General features: G+C 59.5%; 17 protein-coding genes. 7 read left to right on the plus strand and 10 right to left on the minus strand.

The genetic code is table 11. The features are described 5' to 3' along the window. Positions 1–6: 6 nt before the first annotated feature. From pyrB to ABLU50_RS19675, 3 genes are read right to left on the minus strand one after another with little or no spacing between them, the layout of a single operon-like run. Positions 7–942, minus strand: a complete 936-nt coding sequence (gene pyrB, locus ABLU50_RS19665; RefSeq protein WP_004206522.1) for an aspartate carbamoyltransferase — start codon at positions 940–942, stop codon at positions 7–9. 2 nt (positions 943–944) lie between these two features. Beyond that, positions 945–1,004, minus strand: a complete 60-nt coding sequence (locus tag ABLU50_RS19670) for a pyrBI operon leader peptide (protein WP_227650304.1) — start codon at positions 1,002–1,004, stop codon at positions 945–947. After that, a complete protein-coding gene (locus ABLU50_RS19675) occupies positions 979–1,083 on the minus strand; it encodes a pyrBI operon leader peptide (protein ID WP_002886930.1) in 105 nt (34 codons plus the stop codon). The genes ABLU50_RS19670 and ABLU50_RS19675 overlap by 26 nt, the downstream gene beginning before the upstream one ends. Positions 1,084–1,277: 194 nt before the next feature. Here ABLU50_RS19675 and ABLU50_RS19680 point away from each other — a divergent pair, with 194 nt between their 5' ends. After that, positions 1,278–1,730 carry a YhcH/YjgK/YiaL family protein gene (locus ABLU50_RS19680; RefSeq protein WP_057212378.1) on the plus strand — a complete coding sequence of 151 codons (453 nt, stop codon included), beginning with the start codon at positions 1,278–1,280 and terminating at the stop codon, positions 1,728–1,730. A 69-nt stretch (positions 1,731–1,799) separates the two neighbouring features. On the opposite strand, the gene argF is transcribed toward ABLU50_RS19680, so the two are convergent. After that, positions 1,800–2,804: an ornithine carbamoyltransferase gene (argF, locus tag ABLU50_RS19685; protein WP_004178387.1), complete on the minus strand. Its 1,005-nt coding sequence runs from the start codon at positions 2,802–2,804 to the stop codon at positions 1,800–1,802. A 163-nt stretch (positions 2,805–2,967) separates the two neighbouring features. Between argF and rraB the strand changes: the two genes are divergently transcribed. Next, positions 2,968–3,390, plus strand: a complete 423-nt coding sequence (rraB, locus tag ABLU50_RS19690; RefSeq protein WP_004206524.1) for a ribonuclease E inhibitor RraB — start codon at positions 2,968–2,970, stop codon at positions 3,388–3,390. Positions 3,391–3,448: 58 nt separating this feature from the next. Then, positions 3,449–4,213: a tRNA isopentenyl-2-thiomethyl-A-37 hydroxylase MiaE gene (gene miaE, locus ABLU50_RS19695; protein WP_004206526.1), complete on the plus strand. Its 765-nt coding sequence runs from the start codon at positions 3,449–3,451 to the stop codon at positions 4,211–4,213. A gap of 281 nt (positions 4,214–4,494) precedes the next feature. Here miaE and ABLU50_RS19700 read toward each other — a convergent pair whose 3' ends face one another. From ABLU50_RS19700 to pepA, 4 genes are all read right to left on the minus strand, one after another. Continuing rightward, entirely contained in the window at positions 4,495–4,998 is a 504-nt protein-coding gene (locus ABLU50_RS19700; protein WP_017900565.1) for a GNAT family N-acetyltransferase, read from the minus strand. Between the two features lie 119 nt (positions 4,999–5,117). Further along, positions 5,118–7,973: a valine--tRNA ligase gene (locus ABLU50_RS19705; protein ID WP_017900564.1), complete on the minus strand. Its 2,856-nt coding sequence runs from the start codon at positions 7,971–7,973 to the stop codon at positions 5,118–5,120. Beyond that, complete coding sequence (holC, locus tag ABLU50_RS19710) at positions 7,973–8,416, minus strand: DNA polymerase III subunit chi (protein ID WP_004206530.1); 444 nt, start codon at positions 8,414–8,416, stop codon at positions 7,973–7,975. Before holC ends, ABLU50_RS19705 begins: the two co-directional genes overlap by 1 nt. A gap of 121 nt (positions 8,417–8,537) precedes the next feature. Then, positions 8,538–10,049 carry a leucyl aminopeptidase gene (gene pepA / locus ABLU50_RS19715; protein WP_004206531.1) on the minus strand — a complete coding sequence of 504 codons (1,512 nt, stop codon included), beginning with the start codon at positions 10,047–10,049 and terminating at the stop codon, positions 8,538–8,540. Between the two features lie 389 nt (positions 10,050–10,438). On the opposite strand from pepA, the gene lptF reads away from it, so the two are divergent. Both lptF and lptG read left to right on the plus strand, forming a co-directional pair. Next, positions 10,439–11,536, plus strand: coding sequence for an LPS export ABC transporter permease LptF (lptF, locus tag ABLU50_RS19720; RefSeq protein ID WP_012969078.1), 1,098 nt, complete (start codon positions 10,439–10,441; stop codon positions 11,534–11,536). Then, entirely contained in the window at positions 11,536–12,618 is a 1,083-nt protein-coding gene (gene lptG, locus ABLU50_RS19725; RefSeq protein ID WP_002886956.1) for an LPS export ABC transporter permease LptG, read from the plus strand. Before lptF ends, lptG begins: the two co-directional genes overlap by 1 nt. A 48-nt stretch (positions 12,619–12,666) precedes the next feature. On the opposite strand, the gene ABLU50_RS19730 is transcribed toward lptG, so the two are convergent. Next, the gene (locus ABLU50_RS19730; protein WP_060656880.1) at positions 12,667–14,169 is read right to left on the minus strand and encodes a helicase HerA-like C-terminal domain-containing protein; all 1,503 of its coding nucleotides are present in this window, start codon (positions 14,167–14,169) and stop codon (positions 12,667–12,669) included. Between the two features lie 97 nt (positions 14,170–14,266). Then, positions 14,267–15,088, minus strand: coding sequence for a TIM barrel protein (locus ABLU50_RS19735; protein ID WP_087832354.1), 822 nt, complete (start codon positions 15,086–15,088; stop codon positions 14,267–14,269). A 351-nt stretch (positions 15,089–15,439) separates the two neighbouring features. On the opposite strand from ABLU50_RS19735, the gene ABLU50_RS19740 reads away from it, so the two are divergent. Continuing rightward, on the plus strand, positions 15,440–16,945 hold the full coding sequence (locus ABLU50_RS19740; protein WP_004146794.1) for a CoA-acylating methylmalonate-semialdehyde dehydrogenase: 1,506 nt from the start codon (positions 15,440–15,442) through the stop codon (positions 16,943–16,945). Positions 16,946–16,963: 18 nt separating this feature from the next. After that, positions 16,964–17,773: a 5-deoxy-glucuronate isomerase gene (gene iolB / locus ABLU50_RS19745; protein WP_087832353.1), complete on the plus strand. Its 810-nt coding sequence runs from the start codon at positions 16,964–16,966 to the stop codon at positions 17,771–17,773. Positions 17,774–18,156: the final 383 nt, after the last annotated feature.

An 18,156-nucleotide genomic window follows, 5' to 3' on the forward strand; every position in this document is an offset into this window, starting at 1 on the left:
TCCCCCTTACAGAGCCAGCTCGCTATTCAGTACCAGTGCCAGTAACGCCTGGCGGGCGAAGATGCCGTTACCGGCCTGCTGGAAGTACCAGGCGTGCGGCGTTTTATCGACATCGGTGGTGATTTCGTCAATGCGCGGCAGCGGGTGCAGCACCTTCATGTTAGCGCGCGCCCCTTCAAGGTCGGCGGCGCGCAGGACGAACTGCGCTTTGACGTTGGCATATTCCGACGGATCCAGACGTTCTTTCTGCACGCGGGTCATGTACAGAATATCCACTTCCGCCATTACGTCGTCGATGGCGCTATGCAGGCTCCAGGCGATACCTTTTTCATCCAGCATATCGAGGATGTATTGCGGCATGGCCAGCGCGTCCGGGGCGATGAAGTAGAAGCGGTTGCCGCTGAACTTGGCCAGCGCCTGGGTCAGGGAGTGGACGGTACGGCCATACTTCAGATCGCCGACCATCGCCACGTTGAGGTTTTCGAGGCGGCCCTGGGTCTCCTGAATGGTGAACAGGTCGAGCAGGGTTTGGGTCGGGTGCTGGTTAGCGCCGTCGCCAGCGTTCAGTACCGGCACGCCGCCGGAGAATTCGGTCGCCAGACGGGCCGCGCCCTCCTGCGGATGACGCATCACGATGGCGTCAACGTAGGTGCTGATGACGGAGATGGTATCCGCCAGCGTTTCCCCTTTTTTGCCCAGCGAGGTGTTGGCGCTGTCGGAAAAGCCGACCACGCTGGCCCCCAGGCGGTGCATCGAGGTTTCAAAAGAGAGGCGGGTGCGGGTCGAGGCTTCAAAGAAACAGCTGGCGATAACCTTATGCTTCAGCAGCTCGGGTTGTGGATTGGCTTTCAGCTTTGCCGCCGTCGCCAGCACCAGTTCGAGGTCTTCGCGGCTGAGATCGTTTATGGAAATGATATGTTTTTGATATAGCGGGTTAGCCATGCTTATCTCCTGACGCCTGGGCAAAAAAAAAGCCCCTTAAATAAGGGGCTTCGGGAATCCAATGAGCAACGGAAAGAAAAACGGCAGGCCAGCGTCTGCATTGAGACGCGCTAAGACAGAATGTCGTACGCAATTGGCCATGCTTCCTCCCGGCAAAACGACTGGCATTATACGCAGACCGTTATGACGATCAAGCGATTCATTCACAATCAGGTAATCGTTTGCCTGCAGAAAAGTGCGCCAGCGCAAAGAACCATGAAACTGTACTGGTATGGCAGCGGTGATGGGGGTATAAAACGCAAAAATGAAATGTTGTTTTATATTTGAGGTAAGCGATGATTATTGGCAATATCCACCATCTGCAGCCGTGGCTGCCGGCCGCGCTGCGCGAGGCTATCGAACACGTTATCGCCCATGTCAGCGAGGCGACGCCGCTGGGTAAACACGATATCGACGGCGACAACCTGTTTTATCTGATTTCCGAAGACACCACCGAGCCGCAGGCCGCACGCCGCGCGGAATATCATGTCCGCTATCTTGATATCCAGATTGTGCTCCGCGGCAGCGAGGGGATGACCTTCAGCACCTTGCCGGCAGGAGAGCCGCAGACCGACTGGCTGGCGGAGAAAGACATCGCTTTCCTGGCGGAGGGGACGCAGGAGCAAACGGTGATCCTTAACGAAGGGGACTTTGTGGTGTTTTATCCCGGGGAAGTGCATAAACCGCTGTGCGCCGTGGGCGCGCCGGCGAAAGTGCGCAAAGCGGTGGTGAAGATGCTGATGGCGTAACGCAGCGCCCTGACGGGCGGTATCCCGGATACGCGCTGAGCGATCCGGGATTTGACGGCGAGCGAAGGACTATTTGCTCAGCGTCGCCACCATCACCGCTTTGATGGTGTGCATCCGGTTTTCCGCCTGGTCAAAGACCACGCTTGCCGCCGACTCAAACACCTCGTCAGTCACTTCCATGCCGCCGTGCAGGCCGTAATCGGCCGCCATCTGTTTGCCCAGAGTGGTCTGGTCGTCATGGAACGCCGGCAGGCAGTGGAGGAACTTGACCTGCGGATTGCCGGTCAGCGCCAGCATCGCGCTGTTAACCTGATAGTCGCGCAGCAGGGCGATACGTTCGGCCCATTTTTCCTTCGCCTCGCCCATTGAGACCCAGACGTCGGTATAGATAAAATCGGCGCCTTTCACCCCCGCGGCGATATCTTCCGTCAGGGTGATGTTGCCGCCCTGCTGTTTCGCCAGCGCGGTACAGGTTTCCACCAGCGCGGCCTCCGGCCAGCAGGCCGAGGGCGCCACCAGGCGCAGATCCAGACCGGTCAGCGCCGCGGCTTCCAGCATCGAATTGCCCATGTTGTTGCGCGCGTCGCCGGCGTAGACCAGCGTCATCTGGTTAAAGGCTTTGCCCGGCAGGTGCTCTTTCATGGTCAGCAGGTCCGCCAGCAGCTGGGTAGGGTGGAACTCGTTGGTGAGGCCGTTCCATACCGGCACGCCGGCATATTGCGCCAGGGTCTCCACCACTTCCTGGCCGTGGCCGCGATACTGAATGCCGTCGTACATCCGTCCGAGCACGCGGGCGGTGTCCTTGATCGACTCTTTATGGCCAATCTGGCTGCCGCTTGGCCCCAGGTAGGTCACGCGGGCGCCCTGATCGTATGCGGCAACTTCGAAAGAGCATCGTGTACGGGTTGAGTCTTTTTCGAAGATGAGCGCGATGTTTTTCCCTGCCAGTTTCTGGACTTCGATACCGTTTTTCTTATCGGCTTTCAGCTTTGCCGCCAGCTCGAGCAGGGCGGTGATTTCTGCAGGCGTAAAATCGAGTAACTTTAAAAAATGCTTCTGGTAAAACGCAGACATGGTTCCCTCACCTGGCATAGGCCACTAATTGAATTAAAATTCAATTTATATGTATGAATATTCATTTGCAAGTCTGTGATCGAAATCTTTCACTGAGAAGTGGAGGCAATGACGGCGGTATGTGACAATAGGGATAACTGCCGCACATTATGAGGAACGAGCCATGGCAAACCCGGAACACCTGGAAGAACAGCGTGAAGAGACGCGTCTGATTATCGAAGAGCTGCTGGAGGATGGCAGCGATCCGGACGCACTGTACACGATTGAGCATCACCTCTCTGCAGACGATTTCGAAACCCTGGAGAAAGTGGCGGTGGAAGCCTTTAAGCTGGGCTACGAAGTAACCGAGCCCGAAGAGCTGGAAGTGGAAGAGGGTGAAGTGGTCATCTGCTGCGATATTCTGAGCGAATGCGCCCTGAACGCAGAACTGATCGATGCCCAGGTGGAACAGCTGATGACGCTGGCAGAAAAATTTGACGTCGAGTATGACGGTTGGGGCACCTACTATGAGGACCCGAACGGCGAAGAAGACGGCGATGATGACGAAGATTTTGTCGATGAAGACGACGATGGCGTTCGTCACTAAGTCGCAGATGTTGTAGATGGATACGGCGGCGCCAGCCGCCGTATAGCAAGGAACTTCCATGGATTACCCGCAGATACTCTCCCCGATTATCAACTTCCTGCACTGCCCGACGCCGCAGGCGTGGATTGATGAAGCCCGCAAGCCGGAAAACCTGCCGCTGCTGCTGACCGACCATATGGTGTGCGAACTGAAAGCGGCGCAGAACGCCATGCTGCTGGTGCGTCGCTACGTCGCGGATAAAGCCGACGCCGATGAGCTTCTGGACTGCCTGAAGCCGTATGAAGACTTCACCTACCGCCGGGGGCCGGAGCCGGATTTTGTCGCTCTGCATAAGCGGATCAACAAAAGCGCCATGCCGCAGACCGATGACCCGTGGGGCCGTCAGCTGCTGGACAGCATGATTTTGCTGATTAAAGAGGAGCTGCATCACTTCTGGCAAGTGCGGGAGATGATGCTGGCGCGCGATATCCCCTACGTCAAAATCACCGCCAGCAACTATGCCCGCGGCATGCGACGGGAGGTACGCTCACATGAGCCGGTGATGCTGATCGACAAGCTCATCTGCGGCGCCTATATCGAGGCCCGCTCCTGCGAGCGCTTTGCGGCGCTGGCGCCGTGGCTGGACGACGATCTGCAGAAGTTCTATCTGTCGCTGCTGCGCTCGGAAGCGCGTCACTATCAGGACTACCTGGATCTGGCGCAGAAGATTGCCGGAGAAGATATCAGCGAGCGGGTACGCCAGCTCGGCGAGGCGGAAGCGGCGCTGATCCTCCGTCCGGAGGCTGAGTTCCGCTTTCACAGCGGCGTGCCGGCGGCGGCGTAGCCCACGCTATTCGGCCCCTGTAGCCCCGGTAGCCACTAATACCGGCAGTTTCAGTAGTCATGGGGAGAGATAGCGTTGAGAGCTTCAGCTCGCAATAGTACGGGCAGTAGGTTGGGTAAGGCGTTAGCCGCCACCCGACAAAAAAACGGCACCGCGAGCACGGGTAAGGTGCAAGCAGTGCCATCCGGGACATACCCCGGCTCGCGCTGCGCTTAGCCGGGCTACCGAACTGTAGCCCCGGTAAGCGTAGCGCTACCGGGGACGCCTGCGATATCGAGGCGCTACAGCGTTTTCAACATCCGCACTTCGCAGTCCACGTGGCCGGTGCAGCCCAGCGGACCGTCAATATGTTCGAAGCCAAGATGCTCATATAAGCCGATCGCCTCCGTCAGGAAGGCGGTGGTTTCCAGATAGCAGCGTTTAAAGCCCTGCTCGCGGGCGTAGTCCAGCGCCAGCAGCGCCAGCTTCTTCGCCAGCCCCTGGCCGCGGGCGCTGGTCATAAAATACATTTTCTGCAGCTCGCAGATATCCGGCTCGCTGCAGGCGAGCGGCGCGACGCCGCCGCCGCCAACCACTTCTCCCTCTTTCTCCACCACCCAGTAGGCGGAGCCGGGCTGGCTGTAGAGCTCATACAGCTCATCGAGATTCGGGTCGGCGACCGTATAGCCTTTATCGGCGGTCAGGCCGTATTCAGCGGAGACCTGACGGATGACCCTGGCGATGGCGGGATTGTCTGCCGCCGTAATGCGACGCAGCAACGTCGCCGCGGGGACGCTCGTATTCATACAATGACTCATTACCCAAAAAAGACGAATGATGATGTTAATAACATCGCGGCAGGGGAGAGCGCAAGCGAGGATGTTTCATAAAAACGCCCCTTGCCGGGTGGCAAGGGGCGGGAGGGTTACAGCGCGGCGATCACCGCCTGCTGTTCAATCAGCTTCGCTTTCGCTTCCGCGTAGCCTTCCAGCTTCTCGCGCTCTTTGGCGATCACCGCTTCCGGCGCGCGGGCCACAAAGCCTTCGTTGGCCAGCTTGCTTTCGATGCGGCCAATCTCGCCTTCGATTTTCGCCACTTCTTTCGCCAGACGCGCCAGCTCATCTTCTTTGTTGATGAGGCCCGCCATCGGGATCAGCAGTTCGGCGCCGTCGACGATCTTGGTCACCGAGACCGGACCTTTATCCTCGGCAGGCAGCACGGTAATGCTTTCCAGACGCGCCAGATTCAGCAGGAAGCTGCGGTTGTCGTTCACGCGACGCTCGGCCTCTTTGCTGCAGCCGCGCAGCAGCAATTCCAGCGGTTTGCCCGGAGCGATGTTCATTTCCGCACGGATGTTACGCACGGCGACGATCGCCTGCTTCAGCCATTCGGTGTCGGCCAGCGCCGCGTCGTCCACCTGAGAGGCATCGTACTGCGGGAACGGCTGCAGCATGATGGTGTCGGCGGTGATCCCGCAGATGACCTTCACGCGCTGCCAGATGGTCTCGGTGATGAACGGAATGATCGGATGCGCCAGGCGCAGCAGACCTTCCAGCACAGTCACCAGCGTATGGCGAGTGCCGCGCAGCTCCGCTTCGCTGCCGCCGTTCATGACCGGCTTGGTCAGTTCCAGGTACCAGTCGCAGAACTGGTTCCAGGTGAACTCATACAGGATGCCGGCGGCGATATCGAAGCGGAAGTTATCCAGCGCTTCGCGATACGCTTTGACGGTGTGGTTGAATTCCGCAAGGATCCAGCGGTCGGCCAGGGAGAGCACCATCTCGCCGCCGTTGAAGCCGCAATCCTGATCTTCCGTGTTCATCAGCACAAAGCGGCTGGCGTTCCACAGCTTGTTACAGAAGTTACGGTAACCTTCCAGACGCTTCATATCCCAGTTGATGTCGCGGCCGGTAGAGGCCAGCGCCGCCAGGGTAAAGCGCAGGGCGTCGGTGCCGTGCGGCTCGATGCCGTTCGGGAACTGTTTCTCGGTGCGCTTACGGATTTTCTCCGCCAGCTGCGGCTGCATCATGTTGCCGGTACGTTTCTCCAGCAGCTCCGGCAGGGTGATGCCGTCAACCATATCCAGCGGGTCGATAACGTTACCCTTGGATTTGGACATCTTCTGGCCTTCGTCATCGCGGATCAGACCAGTCATGTAGACGGTCTTAAACGGAACCTGCGGTTTACCGTTTTCATCTTTGATGAAGTGCATGGTCATCATGATCATGCGGGCGATCCAGAAGAAGATGATGTCGAAGCCGGACACCATCACGCTGGTTGGGTGGAACTGACGCAGGGCGTCGGTGTTTTCCGGCCAGCCGAGGGTGGAGAAGGTCCACAGCGCGGAGGAGAACCAGGTATCGAGAACGTCTTCGTCCTGACGCAGCGCAACGTCGGCGCTCAGGTTGTTTTCCTGACGCACTTCGTCTTCGCTACGGCCCACGTAGACGTTGCCGTCGTTGTCATACCATGCCGGAATGCGGTGACCCCACCACAGCTGACGGGAGATACACCAGTCCTGAATATCGCGCATCCAGGAGAAGTACATGTTTTCGTACTGCTTCGGCACGAACTGGATGTCGCCGTTTTCAACGGCTTCCACCGCCGGCTTGGCCAGCACGTCCGCGCGCACGTACCACTGGTCGGTCAGCATCGGTTCGATAACCACGCCGCCGCGGTCGCCGTAAGGGACGGTCAGGTCGTGCGGTTTGATCTCTTCCAGCAGGCCGAGGGCGTCAACCGCCGCAACGACGGCTTTACGCGCCGCGAAGCGTTCCAGTTTCTGGAACTCCGCCGGGATCTCGCTGGAGTAGACGTCAGATTCATTGCCTTTGGTGTCGTACACTTCCGCGCTTTCGCGGATGTCGCCGTCAAAGGTCAGGATGTTGATCATCGGCAGCTGGTGACGACGACCCACTTCGTAGTCGTTAAAGTCGTGCGCCGGGGTGATCTTCACGCAGCCGGTGCCTTTCTCCATGTCGGCGTGTTCGTCGCCCACGATCGGGATGCGGCGGTTTACCAGCGGCAGCACCACGAATTTGCCAATCAGATCTTTGTAGCGCGGATCTTCCGGGTTAACGGCCACGCCGGTATCGCCCAGCAGGGTTTCCGGACGGGTAGTGGCGACCACCAGGTAGTCTTTACCGTCAGCGGTTTTCGCGCCATCGGCCAGCGGGTAGCGGATGTGCCACATCGAACCTTTCGATTCGCGGTTTTCCACTTCGAGGTCGGAAATGGCGGTGCGCAGTTTCGGGTCCCAGTTAACCAGGCGTTTACCGCGGTAGATCAGATCTTCTTTGTACAGGCGAACAAAGACTTCTTTCACGGCATTGGAAAGCCCCTCGTCCATGGTGAAGCGCTCGCGCTCCCAGTCCACGGAGTTGCCGAGACGGCGCATCTGACGGGTAATGGTGCCGCCGGATTCCGCTTTCCACTGCCAGATTTTGTCGATGAAGGCGTCGCGGCCGTAGTCGTGGCGGGTTTTCCCTTCTTCAGCGGCAATCTTACGCTCAACCACCATCTGGGTAGCGATACCCGCGTGGTCGGTCCCCGCCTGCCACAGGGTGTTTTTGCCCTGCATGCGCTGGTAGCGAATCATGGTATCCATGATGGTTTGCTGGAAGGCATGACCCATATGCAAACTGCCGGTGACGTTCGGCGGCGGGATCATGATGCAGAAGCTCTCCTGGCTTTCATCACCATTCGGTTTGAAATAGCCCTGCTTTTCCCAGTGCTCGTAAAGCGGCTGTTCGATATCTTGTGGGTTGTATGTCTTTTCCATTATTTCCAGGTTGCCGTGTTCAGGTTGAAACCAGCCATGCGGTACGCCTTATAGCGTTCGCGCGCCAGTTGTTTCAGATTTTCTTCGTAAGGGACAAAGTCTATCACTTCTGTGAAAGCGGTGGCAAAATCTGCAAAGTTAAGCCGCAGGCTGATCAGAATATCCCGCGGGCTGCTGTTGCGCTTTTGCGGCCAGGCAATCTCCACCGGCGCGCCGCCTCGCGGGCCTTCGCCCGCCAGATTGTGCGGCACAAAGCTCTCCGGCGGCCGCGACCACAGCGCCTCATCGAGACGAATCGCCTGCTGCTCATCTTCACAGGCGATCAGGACGCGCTTGCCGTTGCGCCAACGTTCTGCGGCAATGTCACACACCAGTTGCTCGACGGCGCTCAGGCCGTCGACGGTGTCTTCGTTGTCCAGAAGGTAGAACGTTGCATTCTTCATATATGGGGCTTCTTGTCGTGGATTTAAATGCAAAGCCGGGTGGCGCTACGCTTACCCGGCCTACAAACGGCATCTTTCCGTAGGCCCGGTAAGCGTAGCGCCACCGGGCATCAGACGGCAATCACTCTTCGCCGTTAAAACCCGCGCGATTGAGCAGGAACTGCGACAGCAGAGCGACCGGACGACCGGTGGCGCCTTTGGCTTTGCCGGAACGCCAGGCGGTGCCGGCGATGTCGAGGTGCGCCCAGTTGTACTTGCGGGTGAAGCGCGACAGGAAGCAGCCGGCGGTGATCGCGCCGCCAGGACGGCCGCCGATATTCGCCATATCGGCAAAGTTGGATTCCAGCTGGTCCTGGAACTCATCGGCCAGCGGCAGACGCCATGCGCGGTCGCCCGCCAGTTCAGAGGCGCCGATCAGCTCATGGGCCAGCGGGTTATGGTTCGACATCAGGCCGGTGATGTGATGGCCGAGGGCAATCACGCAGGCGCCGGTCAGCGTTGCGACATCGATAACCGCTTCCGGCTCGAAGCGCTCAACGTAGGTCAGCACATCGCACAGCACCAGACGGCCTTCGGCGTCGGTGTTCAGCACTTCCACCGTCTGGCCGGACATGGTGGTCAGAACATCGCCCGGGCGATACGCGCGACCGCCAGGCATGTTTTCACAGCCCGCCAGCACGCCGATCACGTTCAGCGGCAGCTGCAGCTCAGCAACCATCCGCATCACCCCGTACACCGCCGCGGCGCCGCACATGTCGTACTTCATCTCGTCCATGCCTTCAGCCGGCTTGATGGAGATGCCGCCGGAGTCGAAGGTCAGGCCTTTACCGACCAGCACGATAGGGCGCGCGTCTTCCGACGGGTTGCCTTTATACTCGATGACCGACATCAGCGACTCGTTCTGCGAACCGTTGCCGACGGCGAGGTAGGCGTTCATTCCCAGCTCGCGCATCTGCTGTTCGCCGATCACGCGGGTGATAACGTTTTTGCTATAGGTATCGGCCAGCTGGCGTGCCTGGGAGGCCAGATAGGCGGCGTTACAGATGTTCGGCGGCATGTTGCCGAGATCTTTCGCCGCTTTGATGCCGGCGGCGATCGCCAGCCCGTGCTGAATGGCGCGTTCGCCGCTGGTCAGCTCGCGACGGGTCGGCACGTTAAAGACCATTTTACGCAGCGGGCGACGCGGCTCGCTTTTGTTGGTCTTCAGCTGGTCGAAGCTGTACAGCGTCTCTTTGGCGGTTTCAACCGCCTGGCGAACTTTCCAGTAGTTGTTACGGCCTTTGACGTGCAGCTCGGTCAGGAAGCAGACCGCCTCCATTGAACCGGTATCATTCAGGGTATTGATGGTTTTCTGGATGACCTGCTTATACTGACGCTCATCCAGTTCGCGCTCTTTGCCGCAGCCAATCAGCAGAATGCGCTCAGACAGAATGTTTGGCACATGGTGCAGCAATAACGTCTGGCCAGGTTTGCCTTCCAGCTCGCCGCGACGCAGCAGGGCGCTGATGTAGCCGTCGCTGATTTTATCGAGTTGTTCGGCGATGGGGGAGAGGCGACGTGGTTCAAAGACGCCGACCACGATACAGGCGCTCCGCTGCTTCTCCGGGCTACCGCTTTTTACACTGAACTCCATGCACTATGCTCCTGAATCTTAAAGACAACAGTGGTGGCTACGGCTATACTCGTCGCCTTTCAAGTTGCAGATGCGCCGGCTGCGCCTGCTTACCCTGACGTGGCACATTGTGCGCGCCAGGGGCCACAGCCCTGCTGCCTTCTTACAACTCGAAATCCATTGAGTATATAATTGCAAGCTTTCGTAACTCATATCCGCTGTTGCGGTGACTTCGTGTTAATCTTAACGTTATTAAGGCCTGGGTTCGTCAGAAAAGATCCTGACATGCAGAACCGATGAGTCATTTAATCTTAGCGACGTTTTCGACGACCAAAGAGAATAAATGACGTTTAAGCCATGAAACAAGCAATTTTCCTGCACTAAAACGGGTTTTTACGGGCGTATTTATAGTGATAATCATAAGATATCTGGTTCGTGAGACGCTGAAAAGCCAGTTGGCGATCCTATTCATCCTGTTACTGATTTTCTTTTGTCAGAAATTAGTCAGGATCCTCGGCGCTGCGGTGGATGGCGATATCCCAACCAATCTGGTGCTCTCGCTGTTGGGGCTCGGCATCCCGGAGATGGCGCAGCTTATCCTGCCGTTAAGTCTGTTCCTTGGCCTGCTGATGACCCTCGGCAAGCTGTACACCGAAAGCGAAATTACGGTGATGCACGCCTGCGGCTTGAGTAAAGCCGTGCTGATCAAGGCGGCGATGATCCTCGCGCTGTTCACCGGCGCGGTGGCGGCGGTCAACGTGATGTGGGCGGGGCCGTGGTCGTCGCGCCATCAGGATGAAGTGCTGGCGGAAGCCAAAGCCAACCCCGGCATGGCCGCTCTGGCCCAGGGCCAGTTCCAGCAGGCCAGCGATGGTAACGCGGTGATGTTTATCGAGAGCGTGAACGGCAACCGCTTCCATGACGTCTTCCTTGCCCAGCTGCGTCCGAAAGGCAACGCTCGCCCCTCCGTGGTGGTGGCGGATTCCGGCGAGCTATCGCAGCAGAAAGACGGTTCGCAGGTGGTGACCCTCAACAAGGGCACCCGCTTTGAAGGCACCGCGATGCTGCGCGATTTCCGCATTACCGATTTCAATAACTATCAGGCCATTATCGGCCACCAGGCGGTGACCTCCGATCCGGACGACACCGAACAGATGGATATGCGCACTCTGTGGCAGACCCACACCGACCGCGCGCGTGCCGAACTGCACTGGCGCTTCACGCTGGTGGCGACGGTCTTCATTATGGCGCTGATGGTGGTGCCCCTCAGCGTGGTGAACCCGCGCCAGGGCCGCGTACTGTCGATGCTGCCGGCGATGCTGCTCTACCTGGTGTTCTTCCTGCTGCAGACCTCAATCAAGTCGAACGGCGGCAAAGGCAAAATGGACCCGGCTATCTGGATGTGGGCGATCAACCTGCTCTATTTTGCGCTGGCGGTGCTGTTAAACCTGTGGGACACGGTGCCGATGCGCCGCTTCCGCGCCCGTTTTAATAAAGGAGCGGCCTGATGCAGGCGTTTGGCGTACTTGACCGTTATATCGGTAAGACGATTTTCAACACCATCATGATGACGCTGTTCATGCTGGTGTCGCTCTCCGGCATTATCAAGTTTGTCGATCAGCTGAAAAAGTCCGGGCAGGGCAGTTACGACGCGCTGGGCGCCGGCCTCTATACCATCCTCAGCGTGCCGAAAGACATCCAGATCTTCTTCCCAATGGCGGCGCTGCTTGGCGCGCTGCTGGGGCTGGGGATGCTGGCCCAGCGCAGCGAGCTGGTGGTGATGCAGGCGTCCGGTTTCACCCGGCTGCAGGTGGCGCTGGCGGTGATGAAAACCGCTATCCCGCTGGTGCTGCTGACCATGGCGATCGGCGAGTGGGTGGCGCCGCAGGGCGAACAGATGGCGCGCAACTACCGCGCCCAGCAGATGTACGGCGGTTCGTTACTTTCCACCCAGCAGGGGCTGTGGGCGAAAGATGGCCATAACTTTGTCTATATCGAACGGGTGAAAGGTAACGATGAGCTGGGGGGCGTCAGCATTTATGCCTTCAACCCGGAGCGTCGTTTACAGTCGGTGCGCTATGCCGCCTCGGCAAAATTCGATAGCGAGAATAAAGTGTGGCGCCTGTCGCAGGTGGATGAATCCGATCTGACCGATCCGAAGCAGGTGACCGGGTCGCAGATGGTGAGCGGTACCTGGAAAACCAACCTGACGCCGGACAAGCTCGGCGTGGTGGCCCTGGATCCGGATGCGCTGTCGATCAGCGGCCTGCACAACTATGTGAAATACCTGAAATCCAGCGGTCAGGATCCGGGACGCTACCAGCTCAATATGTGGAGCAAAATCTTCCAGCCGCTGTCGGTGGCGGTGATGATGCTGATGGCGCTGTCGTTTATCTTTGGCCCGCTGCGTAGCGTGCCGATGGGCGTCCGGGTAGTGACGGGGATTAGCTTCGGCTTTATCTTCTACGTGCTGGATCAGATTTTCGGCCCGCTGACCCTGGTGTACGGCATACCGCCGATCATCGGCGCGCTGTTGCCAAGCGCCAGCTTCTTCCTGATAAGCCTCTGGCTGATGATGCGTAAGGCCTAGCGGGTAAGCCTGAAACCTAAGCCCCCTCATTGATGAGGGGGCTTTTTTTTAGCGCTTGCGTCCGCCCAGCAGGCTGCCCAGCATGCCGCGGACGATCTGATTGGTGACCTGGCGAACTGCGCTTTTCGCCGCGGTCTGCACGATACCGTCGCGTTTGCCGCCCCGCGGGCCGGTGCTGCCGAACAGGATATCTTTCAGGCCGCCGAGCAGCCCGTCGTCTTCCCCGCTCTGCTGACCCTTCGCCGGCGGAGCCGACTGCTGCTCGGTGGTGACCTGCACCTCTTGCTGCAGCATCTCGAAGGCCGACTCGCGGTCCACCTCCTCTTCATACTTGCCGTACAGCGGCGAGTGATTCAGCAGGCCATTGCGCTCGTCATCGCTGACCGGCCCCATCCGCGAGCAGGGGGCGATAACCATTGCCCGCTCAACCACCGACGGACTGCCTTTCTCATCGAGGAAGGAGATCAGCGCCTCGCCGGTGCCCAGCTCCTGGATCGCCTGTTCGGTACTGAAGGCCGGGTTGGCGCGCATGGTCTGGGCGGCGGTTTTCACCGCTTTCTGATCCTTCGGCGTAAAGGCGCGCAGCGCGTGCTGCACACGGTTGCCCAACTGGCCGAGCACAGCGTCGGGAATATCCGCCGGGTTCTGCGAGACAAAATAGACGCCGACGCCCTTGGAGCGGATAAGACGGATCACCTGTTCGATTTTATCCAGCAGCACCTGCGGCGCATCGTTGAACAGCAGATGCGCCTCATCGAAGAAGAACACCAGTTTGGGCTTGTCGAGATCGCCCGCCTCCGGTAGGCGCTCGTACAGCTCGGAGAGCATCCACAGCAGGCTGGCGGCGTAGAGCTTCGGCATCTGGTAGAGCTTTTCAGCGCTGAGGATATTGATCACCCCTTTGCCACTGGCATCGACGCGCATCCAGTCGGCAATATCCAGCATCGGCTCGCCGAAGAAGTGCCCGGCGCCCTGTTGCTCCAGGGTCAACAGCCCGCGCTGGATGGCGCCGACCGAGGCGCTGCTAATATTGCCGTACTGATTCTGGAAAGATTTGGCGTTGTCGCCGATAAACTGGGTGATGGCGCGGAGGTCTTTGAAGTCGAGCAGCAGCAGGCCGCGGTCGTCCGCGATGCGGAAAATAATGTTCAGCACGCCGCTCTGCACCTCGTTGAGATTGAGCAGGCGCGCCAGCAGCAGAGGGCCAAGATCGGAGACCGTCGCCCGCACCGGATGGCCCTTTTCGCCAAAGATATCCCAGAGCACCACCGGGTTGGCGTGCGGCTCCCAGTCGCTGACGCCGATCTTCTCCAGCCGCGCCTGCAGTTTCTCTGAGCTCTGCCCCGCGGCGGCAATGCCGGTCAGGTCGCCCTTGACGTCCGCCATAAATACCGGCACGCCAATCTCCGAAAACGACTCAGCCAGCTTTTGCAGGGTGACGGTTTTACCGGTGCCGGTCGCACCGGTGATCAGCCCATGGCGGTTGGCCATCGCGGGCAGCAAATAGAGCGCGTTATCCAGCGTGCGCGCAATCAACAGGGGTGAGCTCATGATCGATTCCTCCATTTATCCTGCGACGATTATAGGCAACCTCGTCGTCCGGCGTTGCGGAAATCGTCACGCGCCGCGCACGCTGTCGCGAGAGGCCTCAGGCGCAGTGGCGTTGGATAAGTGCGATGCTCTGCTCAATTTCGCGCTCGATATCCGCTTCGCTCCACTGCGCCAGCTCGGGAGCGAAGGGTTCAAAAGCGTATATCCCCTGATAGCCGCGGGCTTCCAGGGCCTTAACCTGCTCGCAGGTGCCGAGACGATCCTGCGGCGTCAGCATGATGCGCTCGGCATCGGTGAGCTGCTCGCGCGAACGGGTATCGTCCACTCCGGAAAGGTGGACCAGCCCGATGTCCGCCACTTCCACCTGGCTGAACTCGTCCGCCGCCTGCGGGTAGAGATGGTGATGGAAGGTGTCGATCAGCAGCTTAAAAGGCACGCGCGCGTCATGGATCAGCGTCTGCGCCTGGTGCGCAGATCGCAGCGAGCTTTGCGGGAAGCCCAGCGGCTCCACCAGGCCGTGGATGCCGTAGAAGGCGAACAGCGGCGCCAGGTCGCGCAGGGCGCCCAGGGTGTCGCTGGCCGGTACCTCGCTGCCGTCGTTGAGCGGGCAGAGCACCAGCGATTTGGCGCCGATGGCCTGAGCCTCTTTCAGCAGCGACTCGGTCATCTGCCGCACCTCTTCGCTACGGCGGTTAAAGGGATAGACCGCGTTAATCGTCAGGATCTCGATGTGATAACGCGCCGCCAGCTCGCGCACCTGCTGATGGCTTAAATCGTCGGTCACCTTCCCGCTGGGTAAATCGTTGCGCAGCTCGACTTTATTCAGGCCCAGACGGTTCACCAGACGGAAAAACGCTTCAATGCTGAGCGCTGGCGCGATTTTGCGGTTAATACAAAAACGTTGCATTGCGATGGCCATAGGACACTCCTGACGGAAGAGGGTTAGGTTCGTTCAATTGGCTAACAGTCAAAACGTTTATTCCAAAATAAGCAAGAATGAAAATGATGATTGTTTGAGCTGCCTCGCAAAATATTCCCGGCCGCCGCGGCGGGAGCGACCGGGACGGGGAGCCTGGCATCACGAGGCGGCGCGGCTCGATGGGGGAAGCGTGTAAGCGATGCGTGAGCGCAAAATGCGACTGTTATCACCAAAATGAAATTTCATTTCACAACAATGTTGAAATATAAATTTCATTTTACTACGGTTATAGCACAGCAGAATCAGCGACGGGCCGGTGTGCGCTGGCCCTCTTCACTATGAGGCGAGAACATGACGATCACAGGAAACTTTATTGGCGGGAAAACCGTTATCAGCAGCAGCAACGAAACGATGCCGGTGTACGATCCGGCGACGGGCAAAGCGGTGCGCGAAGTCACGGTATCGACCGCGCAGGAAGTCTCTGAGGCGATTCAGGTTGCTCGCGATGCGTTTGACAGCTGGTCCCGTACCACGCCGCTGCGCCGCGCCCGCGTGCTGTTCAACTTCAAAATGCTGCTGGAGCAGCACGTGGAAGAGCTGGCGGGGATCATCGTCAGCGAGCACGGCAAAGTGTGGTCGGATGCGCTGGGCGAGCTGACCCGCGGCATGGAAGTGGTCGAATTCGCCTGCGGGATCCCGCACCTGATTAAAGGTGAATACTCTTCTGACGTCGGCACCGGCGTCGACAGCTATTCGCTGATGCAGCCGCTGGGCGTGGTGGCCGGGATCACCCCGTTCAACTTCCCGGCGATGGTGCCGATGTGGATGTTCCCGCTGGCGCTGGCCTGCGGCAACAGCTTCGTCCTCAAGCCGCCGGCGCTGGCGCCGACGGCCGCCGTGCGTCTGGCAGAGCTGCTGAAAGAGGCCGGTCTGCCGGACGGCGTGTTTAACGTCGTGCACTGCAGCAATGAAGATGCCGAGCAGCTGTACACTGACCCGCGCATTGCGGCAGTGAGCTTCGTTGGCTCCTCCGGCGTGGCGGAGTATATCTATAAGACCGCCAGCGCCCACGGCAAGCGCGTGCAGGCCTTTGGCGCTGCCAAAAACCACGCGATAGTGATGCCGGATGCCGATCTCGACGCCACCGTTAACGCCATTATGGGCGGCGCTTTCGGTTCCGCGGGCGAGCGCTGCATGGCGCTGCCGGTGGTGGTCGCGGTGGGAGATGAAACCGCCGACAAACTGATCGCCCGCCTGAAGCCGTTGGTGGAAGCGCTGAAAGTGGGCCCGGGCTGCATGCGCGGCCAGGAAGAGAACGAGATGGGGCCGGTAGTTTCTGATACTCACCAGAAAAAAGTCCTCGGCTATATTGATAAAGGCGAAAGCGAAGGGGCAAAACTGGTGGTCGATGGCCGCAAACTGCGCGTGCCGGGTTACGACGCGGGCTATTATGTCGGCGGCACCCTGTTCGATCACGTCACCCCGGAGATGACCATCTGGCGCGAAGAGATCTTTGGCCCGGTGCTGGGGATTGTGCGCGCGGCGGACTATGACAGCGCCCTCGAACTGGTCAACAGCCACGAGTTTGGCAACGGCAGCGCCGTCTTCACCAGCAACGGCCACACCGCGCGTGAATTCGTCCACGACGTGCAGGCGGGGATGGTCGGGGTGAACGTGCCGGTCCCGGTGCCGATGGCGTTCCACAGCTTCGGCGGCTGGAAGCGCTCAGTGTTCGGGGCGCTGAACGTTCACGGGCCGGACGGCGTGCGCTTCTACACGCGCATGAAGACCGCCACCGTACGCTGGCCGGCAGGGCAGCAGACCGTATCTGAATTCAGCATGCCGACGTTAGGTTAATCGGCGAAGGAGAGCGCCATGTCGTTACTGGCTAAATCGCGAAAAGAGGGACAGATCCAGCATATTACGCCGCAAAGCGCCGGTTGGCGCTATATCGGCTTTGATGTCTGGATGTTGAAAAAAGGGCAGACCGTGACGCTGGAGAGCGGCGACCGCGAGCTGTGCCTGGTGCTGGTCGCCGGCCTGGCGTCGGTGAAAACGCAGCAGGCCGATTTCCCAAATCTCGGTAAACGGATGTCGCCGTTTGAACGCACCCCGCCGTGGTCGGTGTACGTGCCACCGCAGGAGCGGGTCGAGGTGACCGCCGATTCCGATCTGGAGCTGGCGGTGTGTAGCGCGCCGGGCAAAGGCAGCTTCCCGGCACGCCTTATTCGGCCGGAAGACGTCGGCGTCGAGCATCGTGGGAAAGGGCGCAACCAGCGTCGGGTGCATAATATTCTGCCGGACAGCGCCGAGGCGGATTGCCTGCTGGTGGTGGAAGTCTACACCGACGAAGGGGCCACCAGCTCGTGGCCGTCGCATAAGCACGATACCGCCCAGCCGGGCAAAGAGACGCAGCTGGAAGAGACCTACTATCACCGCTTCGATCCGCCGCAGGGCTTTGCCTTCCAGCGGGTCTACACCGACGACCGCAGCCTGGATGCCTGCATGGCGCCCTATAACCACGACGTGGTGATGGTGCCGCGCGGTTACCATCCGGTGGCGGCGATTGCCGGTTACGACAGCTACTATCTGAACGTCATGGCCGGGCCGGACCGGAAATGGCTGTTCACCTGGGAAGATGGCCACGCCTGGATCAACACGCCGGAGTATCCGCGCCACGACTAACGTGACGCGCAGACGCCGATAAACAAGGCCGGTTAGCGATGCTAACCGGCCTTTTTGTTTGAGAGCAGCGGGTACATTTGTAGCGTAACGCTCCGCAGAATCTCTCTCTCAGGCCCGGCAAGCACAGCGCCGCTGAGCAGTCAGGCACCGTACCCGTGGCTGTGCCGGATGGCGCTACGCTTATCCGGCCTACAGGATCCCCCCTAAGCCCATATACCCCAGGCCCGGCAAGCGTAGCGCCGCCTTTATGCCGGGTGGCGCCTGACCCGGCCTACAGGGTTCCTGCGACCTGTCCTTGATTTACCCACTTGCGCGACTGAAACTGCCAGTGCTGACGGCCTCAAAATCGCTGAGACGTTCCCGGAAGGCCGGGGCAGCCCGCA

Origin of the sequence: Klebsiella sp. GG_Kp173, assembly GCF_040062415.1 — a bacterium.
Taxonomy (GTDB): Bacteria; Pseudomonadota; Gammaproteobacteria; order Enterobacterales; family Enterobacteriaceae; genus Klebsiella; species Klebsiella quasipneumoniae.